The sequence below is a fragment of the Nostoc sp. NZL genome (assembly GCF_015714705.1).
Taxonomy (GTDB): domain Bacteria; phylum Cyanobacteriota; class Cyanobacteriia; order Cyanobacteriales; family Nostocaceae; genus Nostoc; species Nostoc foliaceum_A.
Genome location: NZ_WBKL01000118.1, coordinates 26,866 through 51,709, shown reverse-complemented (window position 1 = coordinate 51,709; position 24,844 = coordinate 26,866). Strand labels below are relative to the sequence as shown.

General features: G+C 43.0%; 18 protein-coding genes and 1 tRNA gene. 6 read left to right on the top strand and 13 right to left on the bottom strand.

What is annotated here, in order from left to right; genetic code table 11:
- The 5 genes from F8R90_RS16520 to F8R90_RS16500 all read right to left on the bottom strand — a co-directional run.
- The coding region (locus F8R90_RS16520) for an Hpt domain-containing protein (RefSeq protein WP_196511645.1) at nt 1–2,896 on the bottom strand (2,896 nt) is incomplete at its 3' end.
- 189 nt (nt 2,897–3,085) lie between these two features.
- Nucleotides 3,086–6,016, bottom strand: coding sequence for a methyl-accepting chemotaxis protein (locus F8R90_RS16515; protein WP_196511644.1), 2,931 nt, complete (start codon nt 6,014–6,016; stop codon nt 3,086–3,088).
- A gap of 14 nt (nt 6,017–6,030) precedes the next feature.
- Nucleotides 6,031–6,561 (bottom strand): chemotaxis protein CheW, encoded by a 531-nt coding sequence (locus F8R90_RS16510; RefSeq protein ID WP_190891733.1) that lies wholly within the window; start codon nt 6,559–6,561, stop codon nt 6,031–6,033.
- Between the two features lie 13 nt (nt 6,562–6,574).
- Nucleotides 6,575–6,940 carry a response regulator transcription factor gene (locus F8R90_RS16505; protein ID WP_191759837.1) on the bottom strand — a complete coding sequence of 122 codons (366 nt, stop codon included), beginning with the start codon at nt 6,938–6,940 and terminating at the stop codon, nt 6,575–6,577.
- Between the two features lie 208 nt (nt 6,941–7,148).
- Nucleotides 7,149–8,333: a response regulator gene (locus F8R90_RS16500; protein ID WP_196511643.1), complete on the bottom strand. Its 1,185-nt coding sequence runs from the start codon at nt 8,331–8,333 to the stop codon at nt 7,149–7,151.
- A gap of 383 nt (nt 8,334–8,716) precedes the next feature.
- Here F8R90_RS16500 and hmpF point away from each other — a divergent pair, with 383 nt between their 5' ends.
- A complete protein-coding gene (gene hmpF, locus F8R90_RS16495) occupies nt 8,717–10,477 on the top strand; it encodes a pilus motility taxis protein HmpF (RefSeq protein ID WP_196511642.1) in 1,761 nt (586 codons plus the stop codon).
- 98 nt (nt 10,478–10,575) lie between these two features.
- On the opposite strand, the gene tilS is transcribed toward hmpF, so the two are convergent.
- A complete protein-coding gene (gene tilS / locus F8R90_RS16490; protein ID WP_196511641.1) occupies nt 10,576–11,577 on the bottom strand; it encodes a tRNA lysidine(34) synthetase TilS in 1,002 nt (333 codons plus the stop codon).
- A gap of 12 nt (nt 11,578–11,589) precedes the next feature.
- Nucleotides 11,590–12,207, bottom strand: a complete 618-nt coding sequence (locus F8R90_RS16485; RefSeq protein WP_196511640.1) for a Uma2 family endonuclease — start codon at nt 12,205–12,207, stop codon at nt 11,590–11,592.
- A 258-nt stretch (nt 12,208–12,465) separates the two neighbouring features.
- Between F8R90_RS16485 and F8R90_RS16480 the strand changes: the two genes are divergently transcribed.
- Both F8R90_RS16480 and F8R90_RS16475 read left to right on the top strand, forming a co-directional pair.
- Nucleotides 12,466–12,792 carry a hypothetical protein gene (locus tag F8R90_RS16480; protein WP_196511639.1) on the top strand — a complete coding sequence of 109 codons (327 nt, stop codon included), beginning with the start codon at nt 12,466–12,468 and terminating at the stop codon, nt 12,790–12,792.
- The gene (locus F8R90_RS16475) at nt 12,793–16,143 is read left to right on the top strand and encodes a tetratricopeptide repeat protein (RefSeq protein WP_196511638.1); all 3,351 of its coding nucleotides are present in this window, start codon (nt 12,793–12,795) and stop codon (nt 16,141–16,143) included.
- Nucleotides 16,144–16,889: 746 nt separating this feature from the next.
- Here the strand turns inward: F8R90_RS16475 and F8R90_RS16470 are convergent.
- The 5 genes from F8R90_RS16470 to F8R90_RS16450 all read right to left on the bottom strand — a co-directional run bounded on the left by F8R90_RS16470 (nt 16,890) and on the right by F8R90_RS16450 (nt 22,011).
- Nucleotides 16,890–17,198: a KGK domain-containing protein gene (locus F8R90_RS16470; protein WP_069074050.1), complete on the bottom strand. Its 309-nt coding sequence runs from the start codon at nt 17,196–17,198 to the stop codon at nt 16,890–16,892.
- A 222-nt stretch (nt 17,199–17,420) separates the two neighbouring features.
- Nucleotides 17,421–18,482, bottom strand: coding sequence for a c-type cytochrome biogenesis protein CcsB (gene ccsB / locus F8R90_RS16465; protein WP_196511637.1), 1,062 nt, complete (start codon nt 18,480–18,482; stop codon nt 17,421–17,423).
- Nucleotides 18,483–18,769: 287 nt separating this feature from the next.
- Nucleotides 18,770–20,536, bottom strand: coding sequence for a DUF3352 domain-containing protein (locus tag F8R90_RS16460; protein WP_196511636.1), 1,767 nt, complete (start codon nt 20,534–20,536; stop codon nt 18,770–18,772).
- Between the two features lie 639 nt (nt 20,537–21,175).
- On the bottom strand, nt 21,176–21,805 hold the full coding sequence (locus F8R90_RS16455) for a chorismate lyase (protein WP_196511635.1): 630 nt from the start codon (nt 21,803–21,805) through the stop codon (nt 21,176–21,178).
- 125 nt (nt 21,806–21,930) lie between these two features.
- Nucleotides 21,931–22,011 (bottom strand) — tRNA-Leu (locus F8R90_RS16450).
- 130 nt (nt 22,012–22,141) lie between these two features.
- Between F8R90_RS16450 and F8R90_RS16445 the strand changes: the two genes are divergently transcribed.
- Together F8R90_RS16445 and accC are read left to right on the top strand one after the other, a co-directional pair.
- The gene (locus F8R90_RS16445) at nt 22,142–22,306 is read left to right on the top strand and encodes a hypothetical protein (RefSeq protein ID WP_196511634.1); all 165 of its coding nucleotides are present in this window, start codon (nt 22,142–22,144) and stop codon (nt 22,304–22,306) included.
- 226 nt (nt 22,307–22,532) lie between these two features.
- On the top strand, nt 22,533–23,876 hold the full coding sequence (gene accC, locus F8R90_RS16440; protein ID WP_196511633.1) for an acetyl-CoA carboxylase biotin carboxylase subunit: 1,344 nt from the start codon (nt 22,533–22,535) through the stop codon (nt 23,874–23,876).
- A 165-nt stretch (nt 23,877–24,041) separates the two neighbouring features.
- On the opposite strand, the gene F8R90_RS16435 is transcribed toward accC, so the two are convergent.
- Nucleotides 24,042–24,335 (bottom strand): YggT family protein, encoded by a 294-nt coding sequence (locus F8R90_RS16435; RefSeq protein ID WP_196511632.1) that lies wholly within the window; start codon nt 24,333–24,335, stop codon nt 24,042–24,044.
- Between the two features lie 260 nt (nt 24,336–24,595).
- Here F8R90_RS16435 and psbX point away from each other — a divergent pair, with 260 nt between their 5' ends.
- Nucleotides 24,596–24,715, top strand: coding sequence for a photosystem II reaction center X protein (gene psbX / locus F8R90_RS16430; RefSeq protein ID WP_012412183.1), 120 nt, complete (start codon nt 24,596–24,598; stop codon nt 24,713–24,715).
- The last annotated feature ends 129 nt before the right edge of the window (nt 24,716–24,844 follow it).

Genomic DNA, 24,844 nt, shown 5'->3' with positions numbered 1-24,844 from the left:
TGGTTTCCATCTGAATGTAGGTGGAGTCTGTAGTTACATCCTCAAACAACAGTTGGGGATTTTCATTGAAACCAAATAAATCATCTGGCTGTACTTGGGGTGATGCTGAATCGGAAGTTTCACCAAAACTAATATCTAGAGAATTTTCTGTAGCCGATAGTTCATCCACAGTATTATCTGTGGTTTCCATCTGAATGTAGGTGGAGTCTGTAGTTACATCCTCAAACAACAGTTGGGGATTTTCATTGAAACCAAATAAATCATCTGGCTGTACTTGGGGTGATGCTGAATCGGAAGTTTCACCAAAACTAATATCTAGAGAATTTTCTGTAGCCGATAGTTCATCCACAGTATTATCTGTGGTTTCCATCTGAATGTAGGTGGAGTCTGTAGTTACATCCTCAAACAACAGTTGGGGATTTTCATTTGTGTTTTCGTCGAAAGGGCTGAATGAATTAAGTTCCAGATCAACAGCAGATATATCTGGGGGGTGATTAGTAAATTCTGGAACAAAATCTAAAGCTTCTGGTTGTTGCGGCCTGAGAATTCCCTCTTCTGGATGCTGCGAGAACAACAGCGTTTCAGACATGGAGGGCTGTACGCTATCGTTGATTGCAGGGAAAATAGTTGAGTTACTCGGTGCTAACTCATCAAATAAATCATCTCCAGAATCCGATGAGAATATCAAATCTAGCTGCTCTTGGTGCTGGAAATTGATATCAAAATCTTCTTCTATGTCAAAACTGGATATAGGAGAAGGTATTGGCTGCTGACTATCGGCAAAAATGTCATCAGCCGCAGCAAACAAACTCTCCTCTAATGCCCTTTCCACATTCTGCTCAATTAAGGAATTGAATTCGTCCTCTTCCTCTGTGGTTTCCTGGTTCCAGAAGTTGCTCAAATCATTTTCTGATTGAGAAAACTCAGGTGCTGTTGCTGGAGATGTATCAAATAAATCACCGAGTTCTGGCTCGGTTGTAGGCAGTAGTATCTGTTCTTCCATTTCAGCGAATAGGTTATCTAAAGACAAGCCTGTTTGCTGGGGTAATTCTATATAGTCACTAGAGGTAATTTCTTCTACCCAATTTGCATTTCTAGTTTCTAAGAATAATTTATCAAGACTGTTTTGTTGGTTGGTAGATAGTTCCACACTGGCCAACGCCTCAGTTTCTGGTTGAGTAACTTCACCTGTAGGCAATAGTTCAATATCATTATCTAGTGCCAGTGTCAATAAATCTTCAACCACATCGTTTTTGTTGACATTAGGAGGCAAGTTTATATCACTAGAAATATCAATAAATTCTTGTAAATCCTGGGAAGAAGAGTCTAAATTTATATCAAGTACGTTAATATCACTTAGCTCTAGAGCCGTAGCAGATGTTTCTTGATTTTGCGATTCTGAATTCTCTTTTTCTAGGAAATTGTCGCCAAATAATAGGGATAAATCTTCTGTCGTAGCTGTGGTTGTTAGATGCTGCTCGTTGCTTGTGTCTTCATCAAAAGAGAGTAAATCAGATAAATCGCTATGAGCATCCTCAGCATCAGTGCTGCTGAAATCAATTCCAAAGTCATCGGTGGCAACATCTAAGGTTTCTTCTTGATGCCAGCTTTCATCTAGTTCGGGAGTATCACCTTCAAATAAATCGGCAAGGGTATTTAACTCAGCTATTCCTACTTCTGGGCCATTGGGGTCAAGATTGCTACTAATTGGATGTGCTTCGTCATGTGTGGTGAAAGTAAAACTAGTATGAGTTGCAGCGTTTAGTGGTGTCCTTTGTTGAAGATAGGAGCCATCGCTAGTATCCTCGTCTAGATTCAGTTCTTCAGTTGTCTGGGCTAATGACTCGGTGTTACCAGATAGAACTCGCTCTGACGCAGTTGATGATTCTGTCAAAACCACAGACTGTTCATCAAATAAATCAGGGGTTATTTCTAACAACTCAATTTCTGCAAAGCTCAAAAGTGCTTCTAGTTGCTGACTAATTGCAATTTCGGCTTCCCTACCTTGCAGGACTAATTCTTGAGCTTGCTTGATTTCGGTAATGACAATTTTAGCTAACGTCAGATAAGTATTTTCAGGATTACCGATCGCACTGGCAGCTGCTTGACACAAAACACACCACTTGGATAACTTCCAAGTCTCACCAAGTCTGACTAACTGGTAACAGCATTGCTGAAGGTTTTGTCGAGTTGAGGATGTTGTTGTTTGCTTAAACAGTTGCAACATTTCCCGCAATCTTTGCAGCACTTGGGCTTGAAATTCGCCCCAATTATTATTTTCTTTGGCGGTGACTGGCGACTGTACCTGCTGGGGTGTTACTGAGAAGGATGTTTCTGGAGATTCCTGATGAGCATCTTCTGTCACACTGGGAATATCTCGCCGCAGGAAAAGTTCTGTAAGTGTGGAGACGTTCTCTACAGAGGTTGTGTGTAGTTCTGTTGCGTCAGTACTACTAGCTACTCCACTGTTCCCTTGTTCTACAAGTAATTCCAAATGCTGATTCAGCCATTGAAAGACCGGCTCAGTTTCTGACATCAAAGTATTAGCTGCATCTTCAGAAAGACCAAATGGCCCGCTCAAATGCTCTAACAGCACTTTCAGGGTATCAGATACACCAAGAAATAAAGACTCTAACTTTTGGTCAACCTGAACCGGATGCTCTTTGAGAACTTTGAAACAATCTTCTAGACGGTGAGATGTATGCTGGATGCTAGTCAATCCAAGCATCGCCGCTCCTCCTTTGATAGAGTGAGCCGCCCGGAAGACTTCACTGATCATTTCCGGGTCGTTCAGAGTACCCTCTAAATTCAGCAAGCCCTGCTCAATGGTATTCAGGTGATCCCTGGCTTCTTCAATAAAGTAACCCAAAATCCGCTGTTGTTGTTCCGGCAGCATAGCAAAAGTTGTGAGTTATGAGTTGTGAGTTATGAGTTATGAGTTATGAGTTATGAGTTGTGAGTTATGAATTATGAGTTATGAGTTGTAATTTTTATTTCTAACTTTTCACTCCTAACTCCTAACTTTATTTCAAGTTGTGAGTTGTGATTTTTATTTCTAACTCCTCGCTCCTAACTCCTAACTTTTTTACCTGGTTTCCATAGTTTCCACTCGGAAACGTTCAACGGAGGCAATCAAGTCACGGGATACACCTACTAAGTGTTGTAGGGCACCTGAAACTCGCTGTGCTTCCTGGGAAGTTTCTTGCGCGGTGAGTTCTACTGATTGCATTACATGAGCGACGGCGCGGGAAGTTTCAGTTTGTTCTACAGTGTCGCTGGTAATCGAGCGCACAAGAATATCGATGCGATTCGCCACTTGAATAATGTTTTCGAGCGATCGCTTGGCTTCTTCTGCCAATTTTGTCCCTTTAATTACTTGTTGTGTGCCTTCTTCCATCGCGGTCATTACAGAGCCTGTTTCGCTTTGGATTTGCATCACAATTTGTTCAATTTCCTTCAAGGACTTAGCAGATTTATCTGCTAACTGGCGCACTTCATCCGCGACGATCGCAAACCCGCGTCCAGCTTCTCCCGCCCTTGCCGCCTCAATACTAGCATTGAGTGCTAACAAGTTTGTTCTCGAAGCAATTTGAGAAATCAACGCCACAATTTTAGAAATTTCTTGGGAAGATTCCGCCAACCGCTTCACTTTGCGAGTGGTTTCGGCAACGGTTTCTCGAATTTCCAAAATCCCTGCTACGGTATTTTCTACGGCTTCGCCACCTTTGAGAGCGATCGTACTAGCATCACGAGCAACGGTTTCAGCTTCCCGCGCCGCCTCTGCTACCCGCTGAATCGAGTCGGTCATTACCTGTACAGAATTCAGCGTTACTGCTAACTCTTCTGCTTGGCGCAAAGCGTCACTAGATAAGGCTCTAGCAAAGGTTTCAGAGTTTGTTGCACCTTTTGTCACATCCTTCGCTGCCACTTTTACCTGTTGGACGATATCCCGCAGGTTTTGAATTGTCAGGTTAAAGGCATCAGCTACGGCTCCCAGTACGTCGGCTGTCACTTCCGCTTGGACTGTTAAATCGCCTCTAGCAGCTCCTTCCACATCATCCAAAAGACGAATTACCTGGCGTTGCAGATTTTCTTTAGCTTCCTCTTGTTCATCAGCCTTCCGTTGGGCTTCACTTGTGGTCGTAAAAATTACCCGTGCCATTTCATTAAAGCCACTGGCTAAATGCCCAAATTCATCTTCGGAAAACACTGTGGCTTGAGCATTCAAATTTCCTTGGCGTACAGCCTCAAACTGAGCTTGCAGATCATTGGTTGTGCGCCGAATTTGTTTAAGCGCAAGATTCCCCATAAAGCCTGCGGTAGCAAAACCTGCAATCCCAGCTGCTAGGGACATTGCCCAACCTGTGTTTCGAACTGATTCTCGTTGTTGAACTGGCGAAAATGTGGTGGCGACAAAGCTAACTGTGGCTACAACCAGCGCGGAGACAATGCCCACACTTCCAGCAATTAACCATTGTTTCCTTTCTATCGAGGCATTCTCTAATGGTGCTAACCATCCTTGCTCGATGCTGACGTTGGGTTCTAGTTTCGAGACATCTGTTTGGCTAAAAACTGGAACTCCTTCATGGGAACCAGTCATGGTGAATAGTTCCTCTTCGCGATCGCTTGCATTACTTGCAGAACCATCCACGACTTGAGAGCGTCCACTACCACTAGTTTCTGATGGAGCAGAATGCATTGCTAGATCGCCGAAGTTAGAATCTCCTTCGATCAGGTCAAACCCTGGAATGTTACCTAAATCATCAAATTCCTCAAAGTCATCTAAAAACTCTATATTGCTCTTAGAATTTTCTCCATTCAGTATATTGTTTGAGTCTTCATAAGAGCTTATCCCCTCTGAGCCGAAGGCAGACTCAAATGCTTCCATATCAAAATTTTCATCGTCATCAAAGTTATTTTTACCGATGAATTCACCTGATTTAAACTGCTTTTCTTTCAGAGGGATATTGCTACTAAAAGATGAAGCATCATCAGATAAATCTGGCTGGTAACCTTCCTCTAATCCCAGTTTTTTTGACTTTAACCAATCATGTGCTTCGGTTTCCGGCAAATCATATTTACTGTTGTTATTTGTTGATGAACTATTTCTAAGTTCTTCTTCAATAATCAGTAAAGTTTCGTCTCCCAAAGGAGATTTTGTATATTCTAAGTTTCCAATACTAAACTCTGGAGATTTTGGCTCACTCAACAAATCAGATAAATTATTCTCGTGATTACCAGTTTGTGAATTAGAAAAGGAAGAATTACTATTGTCACTAACTGAACTTCCGTGAGAAGAAGTTTTCCCATTTTCTGAAAAATGACTATTTCCTAATGATTCTTCAAGACTATCCTCTGATACATCTTCCTGCCAGAAAGCAGGCAACTCTAATTCTGTTTTCTCCTCCCAACTGCTGCTATTTGATTCTTGTTCCTGTGATTCTTCATTGAAGGCAAAAGGATCATCACCAAAAGCTGTAGAAGAATCTGATATTTTTCCGGTTCCGATACTATCTTCTGTGGGTAGATCAAATGGACTTTTTGAAGATAATTCTTCAACGCCATTCAGCGTTTCTTCATGCTCTCCAAAAAAGTTCAAATCAAGGTTATTGCTATCAAACTCCTGACTAGTGCCCAAATCTTCTAATTCTTGTTCACTATATGCCAGTGCATCAGACATTTCTGAGGAATTTATTTGCTCTTGGCTTCCTGATGTATCAATCTTCCCCATGAATGACTGTAAATATTGATTGATATTCTCAATTCCATTATTGGCAAAACCAATAATTTCTTGATCGTCAGTCAAGCTTAATACCTGTTGATATTCTTCTTTTGCTACATCGTACTGCTGTAAAACATAGTAGATGTGACCCCGTAACAAATGGGAGTTGGGGTCATTTGGTAAATTTTGCACCACTTGGTCAACTAAAGTGGCGGCAACCTCATAATTCCTTTGAACATAGGCGCTCATCGCCTGTTGATATGTTGGCTCGTAATTATCAATACTTGCTGCCATTTCCTCCTCCAATTTCATCCTGCCCACCTAGCACTCCGTAAAATTGCCATTTGATCGAGCAGCCGTAGACACTGATTGTTTTTAGCACCTAATAACCACTCTCCACGTAAAAAGGGAGCCATAGTATCTGGAACACTAGTTGGTGGCATGAGATTCTGGACATCCAACCAGTGCATACCACCAATTTCCTCTACTGCTAAACCCACTATTGTGTCTTGCTCTTCAATGGCAATCACCGGAATTTCAGCTCTATCTGTGTTTAATGCACTTGCTTCCCCAAGAAATTGACCCAAATCAGCTACCCAAATAACTCGACCTCGTAAATTTAGAGTACCCAAAAGTAAAGGAGAAGCATTAGGAATCGGGGTGATTCTATCAGGACTTAGTTCAATTACCTCTCGGATGCCAGTTGCTTGTAGTGCAAACTCCTGATGCGAGGGAATGTAAAACCTCAAATGTAACTCACCTTCAGGACTTTCTACTTGTAATTCTGGTCGGAAATGGTCTTGACCACTGCCACTTAAAAAGTCCGGTTTGCTGACCATATTGCTTTTGTCCTTATCCTCGCAGCAGTTGTTTGACTGTTCCCACCAACTCGGTTGGTTGAAATGGTTTGGCTATGTAGGCATCTGCACCCTGTTTCATGCCCCAATAGCGATCAAATTCTTCGCCTTTGGAAGAACACATCACCACAGGAACATTTTGGGTTTTTGGATCGGATTTTAACCGCCGACAAACTTCGTAGCCGTTCATCCGGGGCATGACAATATCCAATACCACTAAATCGGGAGGTGCGCTTTGAATTGCCTCCAATGCTTCTAATCCATCACTGGCATGGGTTACTGTTAAACCAGTTGCTTTTAGGAGGTCTGTAATCATCTCCCTTTGCGCGATACTGTCTTCCACAATCAGAACTGTACTCATAAATGTCTATTTACCTCCTGATGTAGACGTTCCTATTTGGAACATTCCCTGATTCCTCCGCAAGTATTAACTGTATAAATTAATTCTAGTTTTTGACTATTTTCCTAGATATTGAGGTTTCACTGAGTTGGCTGACTCTGTGATAACATCTTTTACCTGATCTTTTAGTAGATCAACAAATCTTGGATCTATTTATGTGCCCCATGCCCTATTGAGACTCTATGTTGATATATTTCTCTACGAGCATAAGTAACTCAGTGTCTGTAAATGGTTTTGTTAAATAATCTGTAGCCCCGACCATCCTAGCTTTGACTCGATCAATAAATCCATCTTTACCAGTGAGCATGATAATTGGTGTGAGCCGAAATGCTGTTGAATGTCGCAGCATGGCGCAAACCTCGTGCCCCTCCAATTCCGACATGGCAATATCGCATAAAATTAAATCCGGTTTGAGTTGAAAAACCAGACTCAGTGCCTCTAAAGGATTGGTGAGAGCGATCGCTTCATAACCTTGGGGTTGTAAGATCGAATTTATAGTCTCACCGATGGCGATCGCATCGTCAATACATACTATCCGCCCCTTGTTTTTTCCTTTCAATTCCCAGCTATCAGTGTGGGTCTCTGGTTTGTTTGTGACTGAGTATACTAGTTGTAACCAACTCTGTTGCACATATGGATATATTGCCTTAGCGACTGTCAAAACGTCTCGGTTGAGATAGCGAGCCAGTTGACGCAAGGATGTTTTACCATCAGCCCAATGTTGTAGCTTACTCACGGTTGCTTCTGGTAGTGAAGATTGTAGCTGAACTTTGTCAGATAGCACTGGCAATTGTTCGGGTGACTGAATGTGTGGATACAGTTGCTTCCACTCTTGCACCTGCTTCGTAATTTTTGTAACAAATGGAGCAATCTCGAAAGTGTTTAATTGCGGGGCAAGTGCCGCACCTTGATGGAAAATGAAGTTACCTTGGTGTAAACTCAGCAGGTCAAAAAGGGTTTCATGCACCAAGCCGTGAATGATACTACCAGCTATCTTGGGGTTGATAATATTCCGTTCCAAGAGTGCCCAAAGATAGGCATACTCTGGTGAGTCGGTTGATGGTAGAGAGGCAATTTGTTTGTCGGTGAGTTGCATCTCAATTCGGTAATGACGTAAATAATCGCTAATTCTGGATAAATTACTATTGCCTTCTTGACAATAGATAATTTGACCATTGAGGAAAAAGACGAACCAAGACTGTTGTTTGGCGCGATATTTGCTTGCTCCGTCTCCACCTAGTTTGTTGTTATGGTGAGAGCTAGTAGCTCTCACCCATAGTTGCCCAGTTCGCTGTCCCAATTCAATCAATTGCAGGATACTGCAAATATCAATTTCATTTAAATTTCCCTGCATTTATCTAAAAAGTACTCCTTAAGTATTGCTGAATTCTGAATTATGACTTCTTCTTTAACTTAAGTATTGATTATGGGGTACTAGAAATATTTTTACTCTGTTTTTTATTGTCATTAGGGAATACATTAAGCTATAAACCTTAATCTTTCGTAATACACTTCGACAAAGCTAGTGTTAACACGGAAGTCATCATCACTGTCATCAGTACAAAATATAAAGGCGCGACTAACTCGCTTTTATAAGTATCAAGACGTAACATCTCGCGTCTATAGTTTTGTCTGTCTTGTTCTCCTAAACTTCGGTTCAGTGAGGCAAGTTAACAGAATTATTTAAGGTATATCCCAAAACATAAACTTTAAGTGCATCAATAAAGGACTAACGGTGTGCTGTATTTAGCAGAAGTACAAAAACAGAAAGGTGGTTTACTCAGTGGCGGTGCCAAAACCGAACTGAAACTGCTAGCTTGTCAGCGAACTGACCAGAATTGGAGTACTGTGTCGGAAGAAGTAATTGCCGCTGAGGACGCAAGCAAATTAAATGATGGTGCTTTGGTACTGGTTGAACTGAATCCGAATCGTCAAGTGCAGCGGATTCAAGAAGCAGGGCGGCCCCTAGTCAACATTTTGCAGAATTTTTCCCGCCAATTGGAGAAATTTAAGCTCAAGGAAGATGAAATTGATCAGTGGAAACAGTCGTTAACATTTCAGGCGCAAGAGTTGAATCGCCGTGAAATGGACATGGAAGTACGCTCAGAACAGTTGCAACAATTGGAGGACGAGTTGCAACAACTAGAGGAGCAAAAACAGGAAGTTGACACATCCCGTCAGGAAATTGAACGCTTACAAACAGAAGTTGAGCGCAACCGCCTAGAATTGGAAGGCGCTTGGGAGCATTTGCGGGGTGAGCAGCGTCGCCTGGAGGAGCGTCAAGCGGATGTTCAACAAGGGACGGTTTTGGATGAGGAGCAAAGTCGGGTAATGAGTGAGTTACTCGATCGCTTGTCTAGTCGTGTTGCTCCCACCGAGACAGTAAGAGAACAGCTGCATCTGGCCTTTGAATTGGTCGAAAAGCAGCAAGCTACTCTTACCCCGCACTGGCAAAAACTGGAGGAGGAAAAAACTGCGATCGCACAACAGCAAGAAGAAGTTGAGCGCTTGTCACAAACCTTTAGCGATCGCCAAAATGCATTGCAAGAATCACAAAATTCTCTAATTCAGCACACAGCCCAATTGCAGATAAATACAGCAGACCTTAGCAGCAAGCAAGAGTATGCTCGGATAATTAAAGAGCAGTTACGAAATGCCGAAGAGTTATATCAACAGATTCACTCTTTGGCTGCAACGTCTGGTGGTGTAGTTCTAGGCCAGCAAGCTGATGTAGAAGCTTTGGAGAAAATGCCTTTAGAAGAACTACAAAAGATAGTCCAAGACTTGCAGCATAAGTTAGAAATAGACGCTACCTTTGTTCACGATCAAGAACAAGAACTGAAATATAAACAAGAAGCTATAGAAGAACTCCAAACTAAAATAAATAACGCATCTGACCATGACCACATGAATTTGGAACTGGAACTAACAGATGAAAAAGACCTCTATCAGATGCTAAACTCCAGTTTGGTGGGACAACGCCGCAATATGCTACAGCATCAGAAGTTTCTTAAGCAACACCAAGCTGTATTGCTACGTCGACAAGGACATACTGTTGTTGATGAAGAAGAAGGTAATAAAGTTAATTTAGAACCGATTCTGTTACAGATTGAAACCCAGCGACAACAATATTCACAAGAAATCCAAACGCTGGAACGTGAGATTGAGCAGATTCGTTCTGGTGTTGAGCTAAATCAGGGAATGATTGACAATCAAACCCACGATCTCGATGAAAAGCGCCAAGAACTGAAAGCGATCGAGGAAAACCTTCTGTCCCTGCGAAGAACAACTGCTGAATGCTGTGGTCGAGTGAATCTCTATCAAGAAGCACTACAACCAATTCAGGATTCTCTGGATGGATTACGGCAAAAGCTGCAAGGAATTGGAGAATCTTTGGATCAATTCCAGGAAACTGGTGATCATCAAGTCCAAGCGATCGCTCAGATGCGTCATACTCTCCAGAGTCTAATGCCCCAGGCAGAATTACTAGCATCTTAACAAGTTAGGAGTGATGAGTTAGGAGTTAGGAGTTAGGAGTTAGGAGTGATGAGTTATGAATTAATGAAAATTCCTAACTTATAACTTTTAACTCCTAACTATTTCAAACAGATCCAGTCACCTTCTACTTGAGCGATCGCACCACCAGGAAATGGATCGGTTTGCGATCGGTTTGGCGCTATAATTAGAGCCGTTAATTTTTCGATATGTTCAAAACTAGGGGCATCAGTCAGTATTTGCTGTAATACCTGTCGCATTACCCGACGTTGCAGTGCCAACGGTGCTTTTTGCAATACCCGACGATTTAACCTTAAGGGAAAAGGAGCAATAAGGGAATCTTCTTCATGCCCAATGCCCCATGACATCGCCTTTTCTCGAAACTGCTGGGCAGCTTTTTCTAAATATTCCACTTCTGCTTGGAGAAGTTCTGCTGTTTGGGCTAAGGCTGATTCTACTTGGGGGTTGAAATTATGTCGCAAATATGGTATCAATTCTTGGCGAATGCGGTTGCGGGCATACTGCAAATCTTGATTGGTGGAATCTTCCCAAATTGGTAATTTAAACTCTTGACAAAATTGCTCTGTTTGTGAACGAGTGATTTCTAAAAGTGGGCGCACTAACACAATGCCTGTAGTTAGAGGGCGCTGCCAAGTTAGGGCTTGTAAGCCATCAGCACCAGTACCACGAATTAAATTGTAGAGAAGAGTTTCGGCGCGATCGCTAGCTGTGTGTCCTGTAACTATATATTGATAATTATTTGTTTGCGCGATCGCACTTAAAGCTTGATAGCGCCAATCGCGTGCAGCAGCTTCACTATTTATAGGTTCGTTCGCTGTTTCTAAATAAAAGGATATACCCCAAGTTTTAGCTAAGTTTTCGACGTGAAGAGCATTAGCTTCAGAGTCAGAACGCCAACGATGATCGCAGTGAGCAATACCTAAATCCCATCCCCATTTGGATTGTAAATCTAAAAGTAATTTTATTAAACACAGAGAATCTTGTCCGCCGGAGACAGCGATTAATAGACGCTGGTTGCGCTCAAATAAGTGGCGCGATCGCATTGTGCGATGGATTTTTGCGTGTAGAGGAGTCCATACCATTTTTAGAACTTCTCATAGTTTTTGGATTTGACTTGCAGCAACAACTTCTTTAACAGTTAACGCTAGTTCGGGGAAAGTAGTAGAGATAATACGGTCATTACCCGTAAACTTTTGAGCTTGGTATTGACCCTCAACCAATTGGTAAACAAAAACCGTGGGGAGTTTGGGATTACCGAGATAAGCACGAGAAGCGATCGCCAGATAATCTACAATCCAATATTCAGAGATACCGAGTCGCTGATACTCATCTAATTTGTCAACATAATCATCATCCCAGTTTGTTGAGGTAACTTCTACAGCAAGTTGAATCGGCTCAATCAGTGCCCCATATGCCAGAACATTGCTGTTCCATTGTGATGCACTAACTACGCTCACATCTGGATTTCTGCCTTGTTCTTCCCCAGCATCAGTAAACGTCCTAACGATGATATCTTTATCAGCAATATAATCTAGTCCCAAGCGCCTAATTTCATCATTGAAGCCAAGCATTAAAAACCTTGCCACATTCTTATGCGCTCTAGTTGGCTCCACTGGTATAATCTCTCCGTTGATCAGTTCGTAAATGCCACCATCAGGGTATTGCTCTAGAAACTCTTCAAAAGTTAGTTTTTTAACTGGAGTCTGAACCATATTGTTCACTTGCTAAAAAAGGACTTAAAGTAATTTGTAATTGATAATGACGCTCCTACGTTGCTAACGTAATTCGGAATTTTTGAAAGTCAGATTCAATCTGGATTTGCAGGTTTGCGTCTGTTGCCTTATTTTAGGCAATTCTTGCAACACAAAGTAAATAATTTAGAAATGCTTTCTTCTTTGCGCCTACCCTGCGGGAACGCCTAAAGGCGAATGCGTGAGATAAAAATACTGTATAAATTCACAGGTAACTTTATGGCAGAAATTCAAGTGGGTATTGAGGGCGAAGGCGCACCAGCAGCAGCCGAGGCTTTGCTAGAAATTCCTGGAATATCGGGAAGCTATGAAGTTCCGACGCAAAGAGAGGGAACTCTAGCGGCGATCGCTACTATTATTGGCATTGTGGGTGGTGCTGTGGCTTTAGCTGAACAAATCCGAAAATGGTATCAAGAATGGCATAAATCTCATCCTGGAAAGCAATTTGATGTGGTAATTCTTGACCCTGATACTAGAAACAGGATTTTACTCGAAGAAGCTACCATAGAGGAAATCACGGAAATCCTCAAATCTATCAGCAAATAAGTGCAAACTATCCGCATTCAACTTCGGGAAAGTACGCAGGAAACAGTTGAACTCAGGTATTGGCTACCTCAAATAAAGCACTATGAATCACGTCGCCTGAAATTAGCAGAAATCGCTGATTTCCTCAAGCAAGGTGAACGAGATTACTATAGACTGCTGCCCAATCTACCAGGAATCGGGCAGCAGTTATTTTTTTGGTTGGATGGGGATGGACGGTGGTTGAGTCGGGGAATTGCTAACTGTCGCGCTGAGGGGTTGGTAATTGCTATTGATACCGATCAAAAATTGGCACATCTACCTTGGGAAGTGCTACATGATGGTGAGGATTTTTTGGTCAAGCGGGTTAATCCAGTGGTGTTACCTCTGCGCTGGATTGAGAAAGAAACCGAAGGGTTTTCTGTGGAAGCACGACAATTGCGAGTATTGTTTATGGCAACCGACCCGGAAGATGTCGAACCAAAGTTAGAGTTTGAACAGGAAGAGGCGAGAATTCTGGCAGATACGCGAGATTTTGCTGTTGATTTGCGGGTTGAAGAAAGCGGTTGTGTTAGCGAGTTGGGTAAGGTGTGGAGTCGCTATTTTAATGACTTTGATGTGTTTCACCTCACAGGACACGCCTCAATTAAAGATGAAGCACCTTACACGCCTTACTTTATCACTGAGACGGAAATCGGCGATCGCCACGAAACCACAGCCGCAGAACTGGGCGAAGTCTTCCGGTTTCGCTTTCCTAAGTTGGTGTTTTTATCTGGGTGTCGGACTGGACAAGCACCAGATAAAGGCGCTGTCCCTTCAATGGCTGAGGCACTTATTGCCCAAGGGGCGAGGGCGGTTTTAAGTTGGGGGCAGCCTGTGGAAGATCGGACAGCCACAGCCGCCGCCGCGCACCTCTACGGCAAATTGGCAGCCGGATATCAATTAGCTGAAGCACTCGCTAGCACTTACCAGCAGTTGTTTAAACAGAAAGTGCGTGACTGGCATTTGTTGCGGTTATATGTTCAGGGAGAATGTCCCGGTGCGTTGGTGGATGTGTTGGGAGATTTGCCACTCTCATCGCCGGAACCTTCTTACGAACAGTTTTTAGATCCCGATACCCAACAGGTGCGGGTGGCGAAACCCTCTGAGTTTGTTGGCAGACGGCGGACTTTGCAACGTTGTCTCAAAGAAATTCGCACTTATTTGGGGGTACTAATTCACGGACTGGGGGGTGTGGGTAAGAGTACTGTGACGGCGCGACTTCTGGAAAGGATGGTTGGCTATCACAGGCTGGTGAACTTTCGGCAACTGGATGAGGACAAACTGCTCAAAACCCTTGCTGAACAATGTACCTCTGAACGGGGGCATGAAATTCTCAATGGCAAGTTACCGTTGATGCAGCGCCTCACCAAGTTTTTCACTGAAGGACTGAATAGCAAAGAACAGCGTTTTGTTTTTGTGCTGGATGACTTTGAGGCGAATTTGGAATTACGCAATGGGGTTTATGTCTTGCAACCACAAGTTGTGGATGTACTGCTGGCGTTGCTGAAGGCGATGCAAAATTCCCAACTTCCCCACAAGGTAATTATTACCTGTCGCTACAATTTCACATTGTCGGAACTGAATCATCGTCTGTACCGCGAACCTCTGGGTGCTTTGGGTGGGGCAGATTTAATTAAAAAGTATAATCGCCTGGATTCGTTTAATGGCAGTTGGCAATTTCAGCCAGATTTGCCGGAACGTGCCAAACAAGCAGCAGATGGAAATCCTCGGCTGTTGGAATGGTTAGATAAGATTTTGCAAAATTCCCAGAACTCGCCGGAAGCGGAGAGGGGAGTTGAGATGATTCTGCAAAAGATGGCAGATAAGGAAAAGGAATTTCGTGAGGATATTTTGGCACAGGTATTGCTGAAGCAGCAAACTCCAGCTTTGCGTCAAATGCTGGGGAAGTTGTTGGTGTATGAGTTACCTGTTCCTCTAGCTGCTATTTCCCCAATTTGTGGGGATATCTCAAGTTGGGAAAGTCATATTCAACGCGCTGAAATTTTGGGTTTGTTGGAAGTTACCCTCACCAACAACACAGAGAGGTTGTATCGTGTTCCCCGGATTTTGTCATCGTTGCTAGAGTTTCCAGAAAACCCCAAGGGTGAAGAGTTGTATAAACAAGCTGCACAAATTTTGTATCGTCTGTGGTGGGAAAAGGCGGAAGGTGCGACGGAAGCACAAATGTTAGAAATTCATCGCTTGGCGTTGCTGGGGAAGGATGGAGAAATTGCGGTGAAAATTGCAACTACTTTAACAAGACAATGGGTAAAAGGTAGCCGCTATCGAGAAGCTGTTGAGGTCTGTCAAATTACCTTAGAAGTTGTTGAAGACTATGGTATTTTGCACGAACTAGCTGCATCTGAAAAAGAACTGGGTGAAGTTAATAAAGCATTAGCACATTATCATCAAGTTCTAAATCTTTGTCCTCCAGAGGACGAACAACAAAAAGCGGCGACGTTGCACCAACTTGCAGATATCTACACCATCAAAGGTGAAGTGGATGAAGCGATCGCACTTTACAATCAGTCTTTGGAAATAAATGAACGGATTGGTGATGTCTATGGCATAGCAGCAACGTTGCACCAACTGGGAATGATCTATGTCAATAAAGGGGAAGTCGATCAAGCGATCGCATTTTACAACCAAGCCCTTGAAATTGATGAACGCATTGGCAATCTTCAAGGGAAAGCAGCGACTTTGCATGAATTAGGACGTATCTACGGTAATCAGGGGGATGTGGATAAAGCGATCGCATTCTTAAACCAATCCTTGGAGCTAAAAGAACGCATTGGCGATATTCAAGGAAAAGCAGTGACTTTGCATGAATTAGGACGTATCTACGGTAATCAGGGGGATGTGGATGAAGCGTTCGCACTCTTGAAGCAATCTTTGGAACTAAAAGAACGCATTGGTGATCTCCGAGGAAAAGCAGCGACGTTGTACCAACTAGCAATTTTCTACGTAAAGAAAGAAAATATCGAAAAAGCGATCACATTTTTCAATCAGTCTTTAGAAATCATGAAACGCATTGGTGATGTTCAAGGCGAAGCGGCGGTATTGCACCAACTAGCGATTCTCTACGCCAACTTGAGGAAAGTCAAAGACGCGATCGCACTTTTCAATCAGTCTTTGGAATTAAAAGAACGCATTGGAGATGTCCGAGGCAAAGCAATGACTCTGTGGTGGTTAGGACATTTGGCAGAACAGCAGGGTGAATACACTAAAGCGATATCCTATTTGCAACCAGCTTTAGAGATTTTGCAGCGATTGCAGTCACCTTATGCTGAAAGTGTGAGTGCAAGTCTTGATAGGGTAATGCGTAATTCGTAATTCGTAATTACAGCACCAAAAGATTTTTTATCTCACGCAAAGGCGCAAAGAAGAACGCGAGAGTGTTTTCTAAATAAATGGAAATTGCTGTAATGAGTCTTTAATACTCGTGGACGAGTCTTTTATACTCGCGCGAGAGTCTTTGATACTCGTGAATGAGTCTTTGATACTCGCGGACGAGTCTTTGATACTCGCGCGAGAGTCTTTGATACTCGTGAATGAGTCTTTGATATTCGTGGACGAGTCTTTGATACTCGCGCGAGAGTCTTTGATACTCGTGAATGAGTCTTTGATATTCGTGGACGAGTCTTTTATACTCGTGAATGAGTCTTTGAACTCCGTTAATGAACCTCGGAGCTTCGTTCGTGAACCTTGCAATGTTGTTCGGTTAAGGCAAGAGACGCGATAAATCGCCGTCTCTACAATAATCATTCCTTTGTAGAGACGGCGATTTATCGCGTCTTCGTGATTATGGGATTTATTGCGTCTTTGCTCCCTTTTTCAAATGAGAGATAATCAGGATATACACCGAGCGATGTCTAACGACAAGCCGCTGACGCTCCTTCTCTGCGAGACGCTACGCGAACGTCGCTACCGCTTCGCTAATGCGTCTACGCAATTGCTATGCTTTATTTCATTAATGAATTTTGATAGCAATTCAGCACATACTAATTTTATTTGCAAACATCGAGAGTATCAGATCCCCGACTTCTTAAAGAAGTCGGGGATCTTTTGCTCATTAGGTATTAGTTTTCCACTTGTTTGAGTTTTTGAAAAATTTCATCAAGTGGGGACTCAGATTCATCAGGACAAAATTCTAAAGCAAGTCTCACTTTTCCTTTTTTCCATCCCAAATTACTAAATTGCAAAACTTCACAATTTAATCCTTGGGTATACAAATTTACTTCATCTGTTTCTTCTGCTCCAATATATTCCTTAATTGCTGTAATCAAATCACGGACTTTAAAAGTTTTGGCAATATTTAACTTATTAAAAGTGTTTGGTTCTATAGACACAACTTCATCGTGATTTAGTCTCTCAAATCCATCTTCCATAAAAATCTCCTGTCAATAAATCTATATTTTCTAGAGATATAACAGTTCATCCGAAATAAAATGATGATTTTATAGATTTAGTGTTGCTCAAATAAAAATTCAGTAATAATTTGATGTCCGGTAAATTAGCCTATAATTCTCGCGTTACCCCTCCCCAACCCTCCCCTTGGTAAGGGGAGGGTGCGCGGCAGCGCGGGTGGGGTAATTTTATTTAAACGGTTCTTAGAAAAACCAACCGTAAGAATGCAAACCTTTACCCAAAAGATTTACACCGAGATAGCAAACCCAAACCACAAGCAAGCCCGTGGCGGCTAAAATGGCCGGACGACGACCTTGCCAACCGCGAGTAATTCTGGCGTGGAGGTAGGCGGCGAACACTAACCAGGTGATTAATGCCCAAGTTTCTTTCGGATCCCAACTCCAGTAGGAACCCCAGGCTTCGTTAGCCCAAACGCCACCGGCAATAATGCCAATTGTCAGCAGGGGAAATCCTAGCCCGATGATGCGATAGCTGATGTTGTCGAGGGTTTCAGCAAGGCTAAGGCGCTGGGGTGAAAGAGGTTCAGCAGATGCAACGGCTTGAGATTCAGGGCTAGTTACTAAATTCAAAACGGCAGTGTTACCGTTACCGTTGCCGTTGCTACTAGTTTCAAAACGGGCAAAGCCATTATTTTCGGCAGAAGGGGCTGATGGTTGAGAAATTAGTTCAGATGCTTTGTGCAAGCGGTAGCCGTTGCTGCGATAGCCACCAGTACCTACAGAACTACCTTGTAGTTGGATATTTTGACCGCGAGTGACAATTAAAAAAGCGATCGCTAATAGTGAACCCACCATCAAAGCAGAATAACTCAACATCATGACGCTGACATGCATCATCAGCCAATTTGACTTCAAGGCAGGTACTAAGGGTTCTGACGCTTGCATCTGGGATGGTAGTGTCATAGTAGCAAAAGCAGCGATCGCCATTGCCACCGGAGCTGTAGCAACTCCTACTAAGCGGCTACGGCTACTACTTTCAGCAATGAGATGGACTGCGGTAATTCCCCAAGTTAAGAAGAACAGAGATTCATAGAGATTACTTAAGGGAAAGTAACCAGCTTCAATCCATCGTGCCCCTAGTAGAGTAGCTATACACAAATTTGCGATCGCCATCCCAGCTGTCCCCAAAGCGGCTAGATAAGGCAGATTCGGAAAAGCCGCTCCTCCCCAATACACGAGCATTGTTAGGAATAATATGGCAAAAGACGCATTGTCCAGCCAGTTCTGGAGTACAACCAGATTCATAAAGTGTTCTCTCCGTGGATGATTTAAAATATGGATTCTGACTGTTCTGATCCTATATGCTTAGAGGGTCATGAAACAGGGCAAAGCTAGGAGTTATGAGTTATGAATTAATAATTTTTAATACCATTCCCTTTTAAGCTTGCTAAAGATGATACCGCTCTGAGGTAAAGAAACACCAGCCTCGAAGATTGATGTATAGCAAGATTTTTGAGAATTGGTACAACTCCTAACTCCTAACTCCTAACTCCAAATTCATAACTCCAAATTCCTAACTTTTCAAATTGCTGTTATGGAGAAGTAGTAGATGGTGTAGCAGAACTGCTCTTATTACTTTCTGGACTAGGCAAAGCAGTCGAGTTCCTAACTTTTTTGAGTGAGATAAAAATGTCGTAACGGTTGCTGCGACTATCGCTGACGGCAGATGTCATCCCAATTGAGCGCGTTGCAGCTAGCAAAGATTGTTGATTGGGAATTAAAGTTGGTAAAGGGAAATTTTTCACAGTTCGTTCCACATCCAGAAAAAATTGACCATTTGCCGGATTGGGTTCTGTAGGAACTGTTTGTTGGAAGGGAAGAGTGCTAGCTAGTGTGTTGTTGGGTTTGGGAACAATTTTATCAGTGATGGGAGCGCCCACTACTAGAAAGGCGACATCTCCATCTAACCAGCCGTGGGTGCCAGTTAAAGTGCCATAGGGTGAAACCCAGTTAACAACGGGTTGACCTGCGACTTTCGCCGGTTGGACTTGGAACTGGTATTGATTTCTCATCACTTCATCGAGCTGTTTTATGGATGTTTCAGCCGATTGGCGATTGCTTGTCTGTACCATGAACAGTAAACCCACACGAAAATCATCTGGTGAACCTTGTTTTGCAGTAGTAGGAATCAGTGATAAGGAAAACTCGCCTTTCATCCAACTGAGCAAATCCTTATCTAAATCGAGATCGGTAAGCGATTTTATACCACCTCTGATCTGTTCTGGTGCGATCGGCGATCGCGGATTTCCCTGAGATGTTAAAACATAGTCTCCCCACAACCGCTGTAAGTTTCCCCCCGAAAGCATCATTAAGGTTTCTGCTGGTACGCGGCTTTGCATTTTCCCAGCTTTGTTTTCTACCGCCAGCACACGTTGACTATTAGGATTTAGCCAAGAAACGCCCTTGAAGCGAATTCCTTCTGCCTCTAAGGTCATTGTCCCCGCTAAACCTTGGTTATTTTGCAGTTGAGCCAAAACTTGAGCAGGTAAAGGGCGGTTTGGAGAAGTTGCGGCTATTTTGGCTGCTGTTGGTACATTTATGTAAAACTGGCCAAAGGGTTGGTAATTGGCAATTTTTGGAAAATTCTCAGCAAAGCCTCCTGTTGTGGCTAGGGATGTTTTATTTTTGTAGGCATCAATTGCTCGTTCTGTGGCTTTGGGACTATCAGTTATGACTAAAAAACGCCCATCTAGTAAAGCCGCTGAGAAGTTTTCTCCTGCTTGTCCCTCATTTTGTTTGATGGCGATCCCTTGATAAGTACGGTCAATCCATTTGCCTTGTTTAAGGGTTTTGGGTTGTGCCAAAATGCTTTTGGCGATTTCTGGGTTTTTCACTGGCAATACCATTACCATCGACTGCTGATCACTAGCAGCATCTTCATTGGTGGTAACTGGTTTGGGTGCAGGTTTACTGGCTGTTGCTGGAGCAAGAATTGCGATCGTAATGTCATTACCTACCCAAGGAGCGATATCTTTCTGGAAATCATAACCATTACTAGTTAGAAAGCGATCGCGCAATTCAACTAAATTTTTGTCTAGTTCAGCTTGGGTTTCTTTTGTGCCAAACTCCCGCAATTTCTGCCATTGCTGAGAATCTGTTGTCAGAGAAACCGCAAACAGGGCATCACCAGGAATAATATTTGCACCTACTAGCAAATCGCTGGAAGATAGTTGTCTCTGGCTTAACAACCAGTATGCTGCACTCCCTGCACCAATCAATAGCCCAGCAGCCGAGAGCGTCAGCACCAGAGATGGTTTCTTATTTTTCTTCATTGGAACAGACACAAGAGGCGGTGCCATTGAAACCTATACCTTATACTTGCAAACTCATTAGTTGTTTGATTGGTTAAGTTAACCAAAAAGTTTCTCGTTATCTAGGGCAGTTAACTGCATAAATTTCGCCATCCTAGACTTTGATGATATTTCCGTAATAAACCTTCCCTACTGTTTCAAAAGCGCTGTTTTAGTGGTTAGTTACCTTTTTTAACATGCTTTGTTGAATTTCGCAGAATGCTTCTGCGGAAATTCTTCGAGAGTTAAATCTGCCATTTCAAGCACTTTGAGGATATAACTAACTTGGGCATTGCTGCAAGTCATCAGCAACAGACATTACCTTCTATTTACAGAAGCCCTATATGTTGTAGTGACTTTATCTAACCTAGATAAATTCAGTATTCGGGATTTCGTATGGTTTACCAATCTTACAAATCAGATATATTGGTGAATTATAATTTTTCTGAGTTTGTATCATTTCGATGCAAAACAGTTGTTATTTCTGCTGAGGAGCAACTGCTAATTTTTGATTAAAAAAAAATTAAAAACTAATTGAGCTTTGAATTAGAGTGTGCTTCTTTGAAAAAGTACAATACGTGCAGCGTCTAGTAGAGAAGCGGTACTAGGCTGCTAAGAATACGTTGGAATTTTTCAATGGTATTATGCTTATGCCTCAGCATTAACAGCACTTAGCTGCATAGGCCCCAAATATTTGGTTAGATAAGGCGAAAAAACTTCATAAATTAAGGTCAGTGGCTGTCCATGATGCCAAAACAAGTAATGGCGACCCCAAAAAGGCCCAGTTACATCAAAACCAGACTCTAACGCCGATGAGTCACCGTAATAAATTCCTCGAACATCCCGATACAACTCTGTACGAAGACGAGCTAAACTCGCCCAAATTGGTAATGAACGATTTTGCAAATACTCATCTACATGACTGGCTTCCCACCATGAGGTTGCATAGGCTAATCGCTGACCAGAAGCAGTACGCAGCCACACTTGTCGCCGTAGTCGCGGTCCTGGGACAGCTTGGATTAAGTCAGGAGCACCATCTAAGTCCATGCCAATCAATGACATATCAATGACATCTACTTCTACAGGCTCACCTGTAAGCAATTCTAAGTGACGTGTTGGAGATCCGTCACCCAAAAGCATTAGCTGCCAAGCAGGTGCTAGCTGAGTGTGAGGTAAACTTTGTTGAATTATTTCCTCCCCTCCTTGCCAAATCGGAGTGAGGCGATGCCAAGCTGCTGGCAGTGTTAAGTTGTTTGTTGGCGTAAAAGTAATAGTCAATGCTTTTTACAAAACTTCACTTATCTCTATAAAAGCATAAAAAACTAGAGCTATACCAATATTAAGGGTCAATAGTCTAAGGTTTTTGACCCTTGACTATTGACCCTTGACTAAACAAGCAAAAATGCGGATGGCGAGACTCGAACTCGCAAGGCAAAGCCACACGCACCTCAAGCGTGCGCGTATACCAATTCCGCCACATCCGCACGGGTTGTCTAAACATAGACTATAGCATAAGAAAATAATTATAGTAAGGTGATATCTAAGTTATATTTCTCAAAAATATAAATTTCCTCAAGGCGGTATCAGGCTGACAGAAATCTAGCGTCTGCACAAGTGATATTAAAAAGGGTAGAGCGACAGTGTTCGGCAGGGTGCGATCGCGTACCCACCCGCGGTAGGCAATGTCTACGACGGGCTATGACGCTGCGCGAACGCCAACGGCATAGCTTCTCTACGAGACGCTACCGCGAACGCTTAGAGCGACGTAGGAGCGTCTGACTCGCTATCCGCGTCGCAAAAGCCCAGTTTGGTAAGCTAGCCAGGACTTACAGCAGCAATGTTGTTAGTGTAGTAAGACCTGTAGAGGCAGCAAGCCTGCAATCTTAAGTTTGCTTAGAATCAGGGTGGCGAATCTCCTGTGATAATTTGAAATAATGCGAAAGCGTCGTTTCAAGTTGGATCAGAGAAAATGTCAATCTACTGGTAATGATATCGAAACTAAAAAATGAAGTTTGACAAAATATTAATTGCCAATCGGGGAGAAATCGCCCTTCGCATTCTCCGCGCCTGTGAAGAAATGGGGATTGCGACAGTCGCGGTTCACTCGACCGTTGACCGGAATGCTCTCCACGTCCAACTTGCTGATGAAGCGGTTTGCATTGGCGAACCTGCTAGCGGTAAAAGTTATTTGAATATTCCCAATATTATTGCTGCCGCATTGACGCGCAATGCGACAGCGATTCATCCAGGTTATGGCTTTTTGGCAGAAAATGCCCGGTTTGCAGAAATCTGTGCTGACCATCACATTGCTTTTATCGGCCCAACTCCAGAAGCCATAAAGCTGATGGGGGATAAATCCACTGCCAAAGAAACCATGCAAAAAGCTGGAGTCCCGACAGTACCAGGTAGTGAGGGGTTGGTAGAATCTGAGGAAGAAGGATTAAAATTCGCCAAGGATATCGGCTATCCAGTGATGATCAAAGCCACAGCTGGTGGTGGTGGACGGGGTATGCGCCTGGTGCGTTCTGAAGATGAATTTGTCAAACTTTTCCTCGCGGCTCAAGGGGAAGCAGGAGCAGCATTTGGTAATTCTGGCGTTTACATAGAAAAATTTATTGAACGTCCCCGCCACATTGAATTTCAAATTTTGGCGGATAACTACGGTAATGTTATCCACTTGGGTGAACGGGATTGCTCTATTCAGCGGCGGAATCAAAAGCTACTAGAAGAAGCTCCAAGTCCGGCTCTCGACGAAGACCTGCGTGAGAAAATGGGACAAGCTGCTGTCAAAGCTGCTCAATTCATTAATTACAGTGGGGCGGGTACTATCGAGTTTCTCTTGGATAGATCCGGTAAATTCTACTTTATGGAAATGAACACCCGGATTCAAGTAGAACATCCTGTAACAGAGATGATTACTGGAATAGACTTAGTTGCCGAACAAATTCGAATTGCTCAAGGGGAAAGACTCAAGCTTACTCAAGAGCAAGTAGTCTTGCGGGGTCATGCGATCGAATGCCGAATCAACGCTGAAGACCCCGATCATGACTTTCGCCCTTCTCCTGGACGAATCAGTGGCTATCTGCCCCCTGGAGGCCCTGGTGTTCGGATTGATTCTCACGTTTACACAGATTATCAAATCCCGCCCTACTACGATTCCTTGATTGGCAAGTTAATTGTTTGGGCACCAGACCGGCCTACTGCTATTAACCGTATGAAACGCGCACTCCGGGAATGTGCCATCACTGGATTACCCACGACGATCGGGTTTCATCAAAGAATTATGGAGACTCCACAGTTTTTGCAGGGTAACGTCTATACAAATTTTGTGCAGGAAATGAACGGCTAGGGGAGTGGGGAGTAGGGAAGGAAAGAGGTTATAGGTTACAGGGGACAGGGTTATAATCTGTAACCTGTACCACCTTCCACCATCCGTGCCGATCTCTCTGATCTTAAGTTACAGGGGGCAGGGTTATAACCTTTAACCTGTTCCCTATACCCTGTAACCTGTACCCTAATTCACACGAGATAACATAGTCAGCAATCCTTGTTGACCTAGTAATATTTCTCGCAGCAGACTGAAGATACCAACCCAAATAATAGGTGTAATGTCCACTCCGCCTATAGGTTGCACCAGTTTTCGCAATGGCACTAAAAACGGTTCAGTAGGCCAAGCTATTAAATTAAAGGGCAGACGATTCAGATTCACTTGCGGATACCAAGTGAGAATGATGCGAAATATAAATAAAAATGTCATTAGCCCTAAGACAGGGCCCAGAATCCAAGCAGTCAGGTCAACACCAGTCATCGGTTTAAGGTACTATCTATCTGTAAAGAAAGAAAAACTTAGGCGAACGGCAAGCCGCGCTTCGCGAACGCCACAAAATTTTAAGCTTTGTAAAGCACTCTTATCATCATTTTAACTAAATACTGTGACTTTCTTCGGGAATAAAAAAGTAAACTCGCTCACAGCAGTTACCAAGTTTGGCAGTTCAGAGTTAGAGGCTTCTCAAGAAAGTAATACACTATTAAAATTAGGATGAAGTGTGTAAAAAAAGGTTGAGAAGTATGACGCCTTCTTTAGCAAATTTTCTTTGGAGTCTGTTATGGGGTACTGCAATTGTTGTGATACCCGTTACAGTTGGTCTAATTTTCATTAGCCAAAAAGATAAAATTCAGCGTTCATAATGCTTATGAGAGTTAATTCAACTCTCATAATCGATTGTCTGTCACCTATCTACATTAATTGCACCAAAAGCAGCAGTTTTTGAGGCTAGTGGCAGTTGTAGATGACAGACATAGGTGTTTTTACTTTTC

Bases quoted from the DNA above. Each gene is read 5' to 3' on its own strand.
- F8R90_RS16515 (WP_196511644.1), bottom strand. From the start codon at position 6,016: ATGGCAGCAAGTATTGATAATTACGAGCCAACATATCAACAGGCGATG.
- F8R90_RS16510 (WP_190891733.1), bottom strand. From the start codon at position 6,561: ATGGTCAGCAAACCGGACTTTTTAAGTGGCAGTGGTCAAGACCATTTC.
- F8R90_RS16505 (WP_191759837.1), bottom strand. From the start codon at position 6,940: ATGAGTACAGTTCTGATTGTGGAAGACAGTATCGCGCAAAGGGAGATG.
- F8R90_RS16500 (WP_196511643.1), bottom strand. From the start codon at position 8,333: ATGCAGGGAAATTTAAATGAAATTGATATTTGCAGTATCCTGCAATTG.
- tilS (WP_196511641.1), bottom strand. From the start codon at position 11,577: ATGGTATGGACTCCTCTACACGCAAAAATCCATCGCACAATGCGATCG.
- F8R90_RS16485 (WP_196511640.1), bottom strand. From the start codon at position 12,207: ATGGTTCAGACTCCAGTTAAAAAACTAACTTTTGAAGAGTTTCTAGAG.
- F8R90_RS16480 (WP_196511639.1), top strand. From the start codon at position 12,466: ATGGCAGAAATTCAAGTGGGTATTGAGGGCGAAGGCGCACCAGCAGCA.
- F8R90_RS16470 (WP_069074050.1), bottom strand. From the start codon at position 17,198: ATGGAAGATGGATTTGAGAGACTAAATCACGATGAAGTTGTGTCTATA.
- ccsB (WP_196511637.1), bottom strand. From the start codon at position 18,482: ATGAATCTGGTTGTACTCCAGAACTGGCTGGACAATGCGTCTTTTGCC.
- F8R90_RS16460 (WP_196511636.1), bottom strand. From the start codon at position 20,536: ATGGCACCGCCTCTTGTGTCTGTTCCAATGAAGAAAAATAAGAAACCA.
- accC (WP_196511633.1), top strand. From the start codon at position 22,533: ATGAAGTTTGACAAAATATTAATTGCCAATCGGGGAGAAATCGCCCTT.
- F8R90_RS16435 (WP_196511632.1), bottom strand. From the start codon at position 24,335: ATGACTGGTGTTGACCTGACTGCTTGGATTCTGGGCCCTGTCTTAGGG.
- psbX (WP_012412183.1), top strand. From the start codon at position 24,596: ATGACGCCTTCTTTAGCAAATTTTCTTTGGAGTCTGTTATGGGGTACT.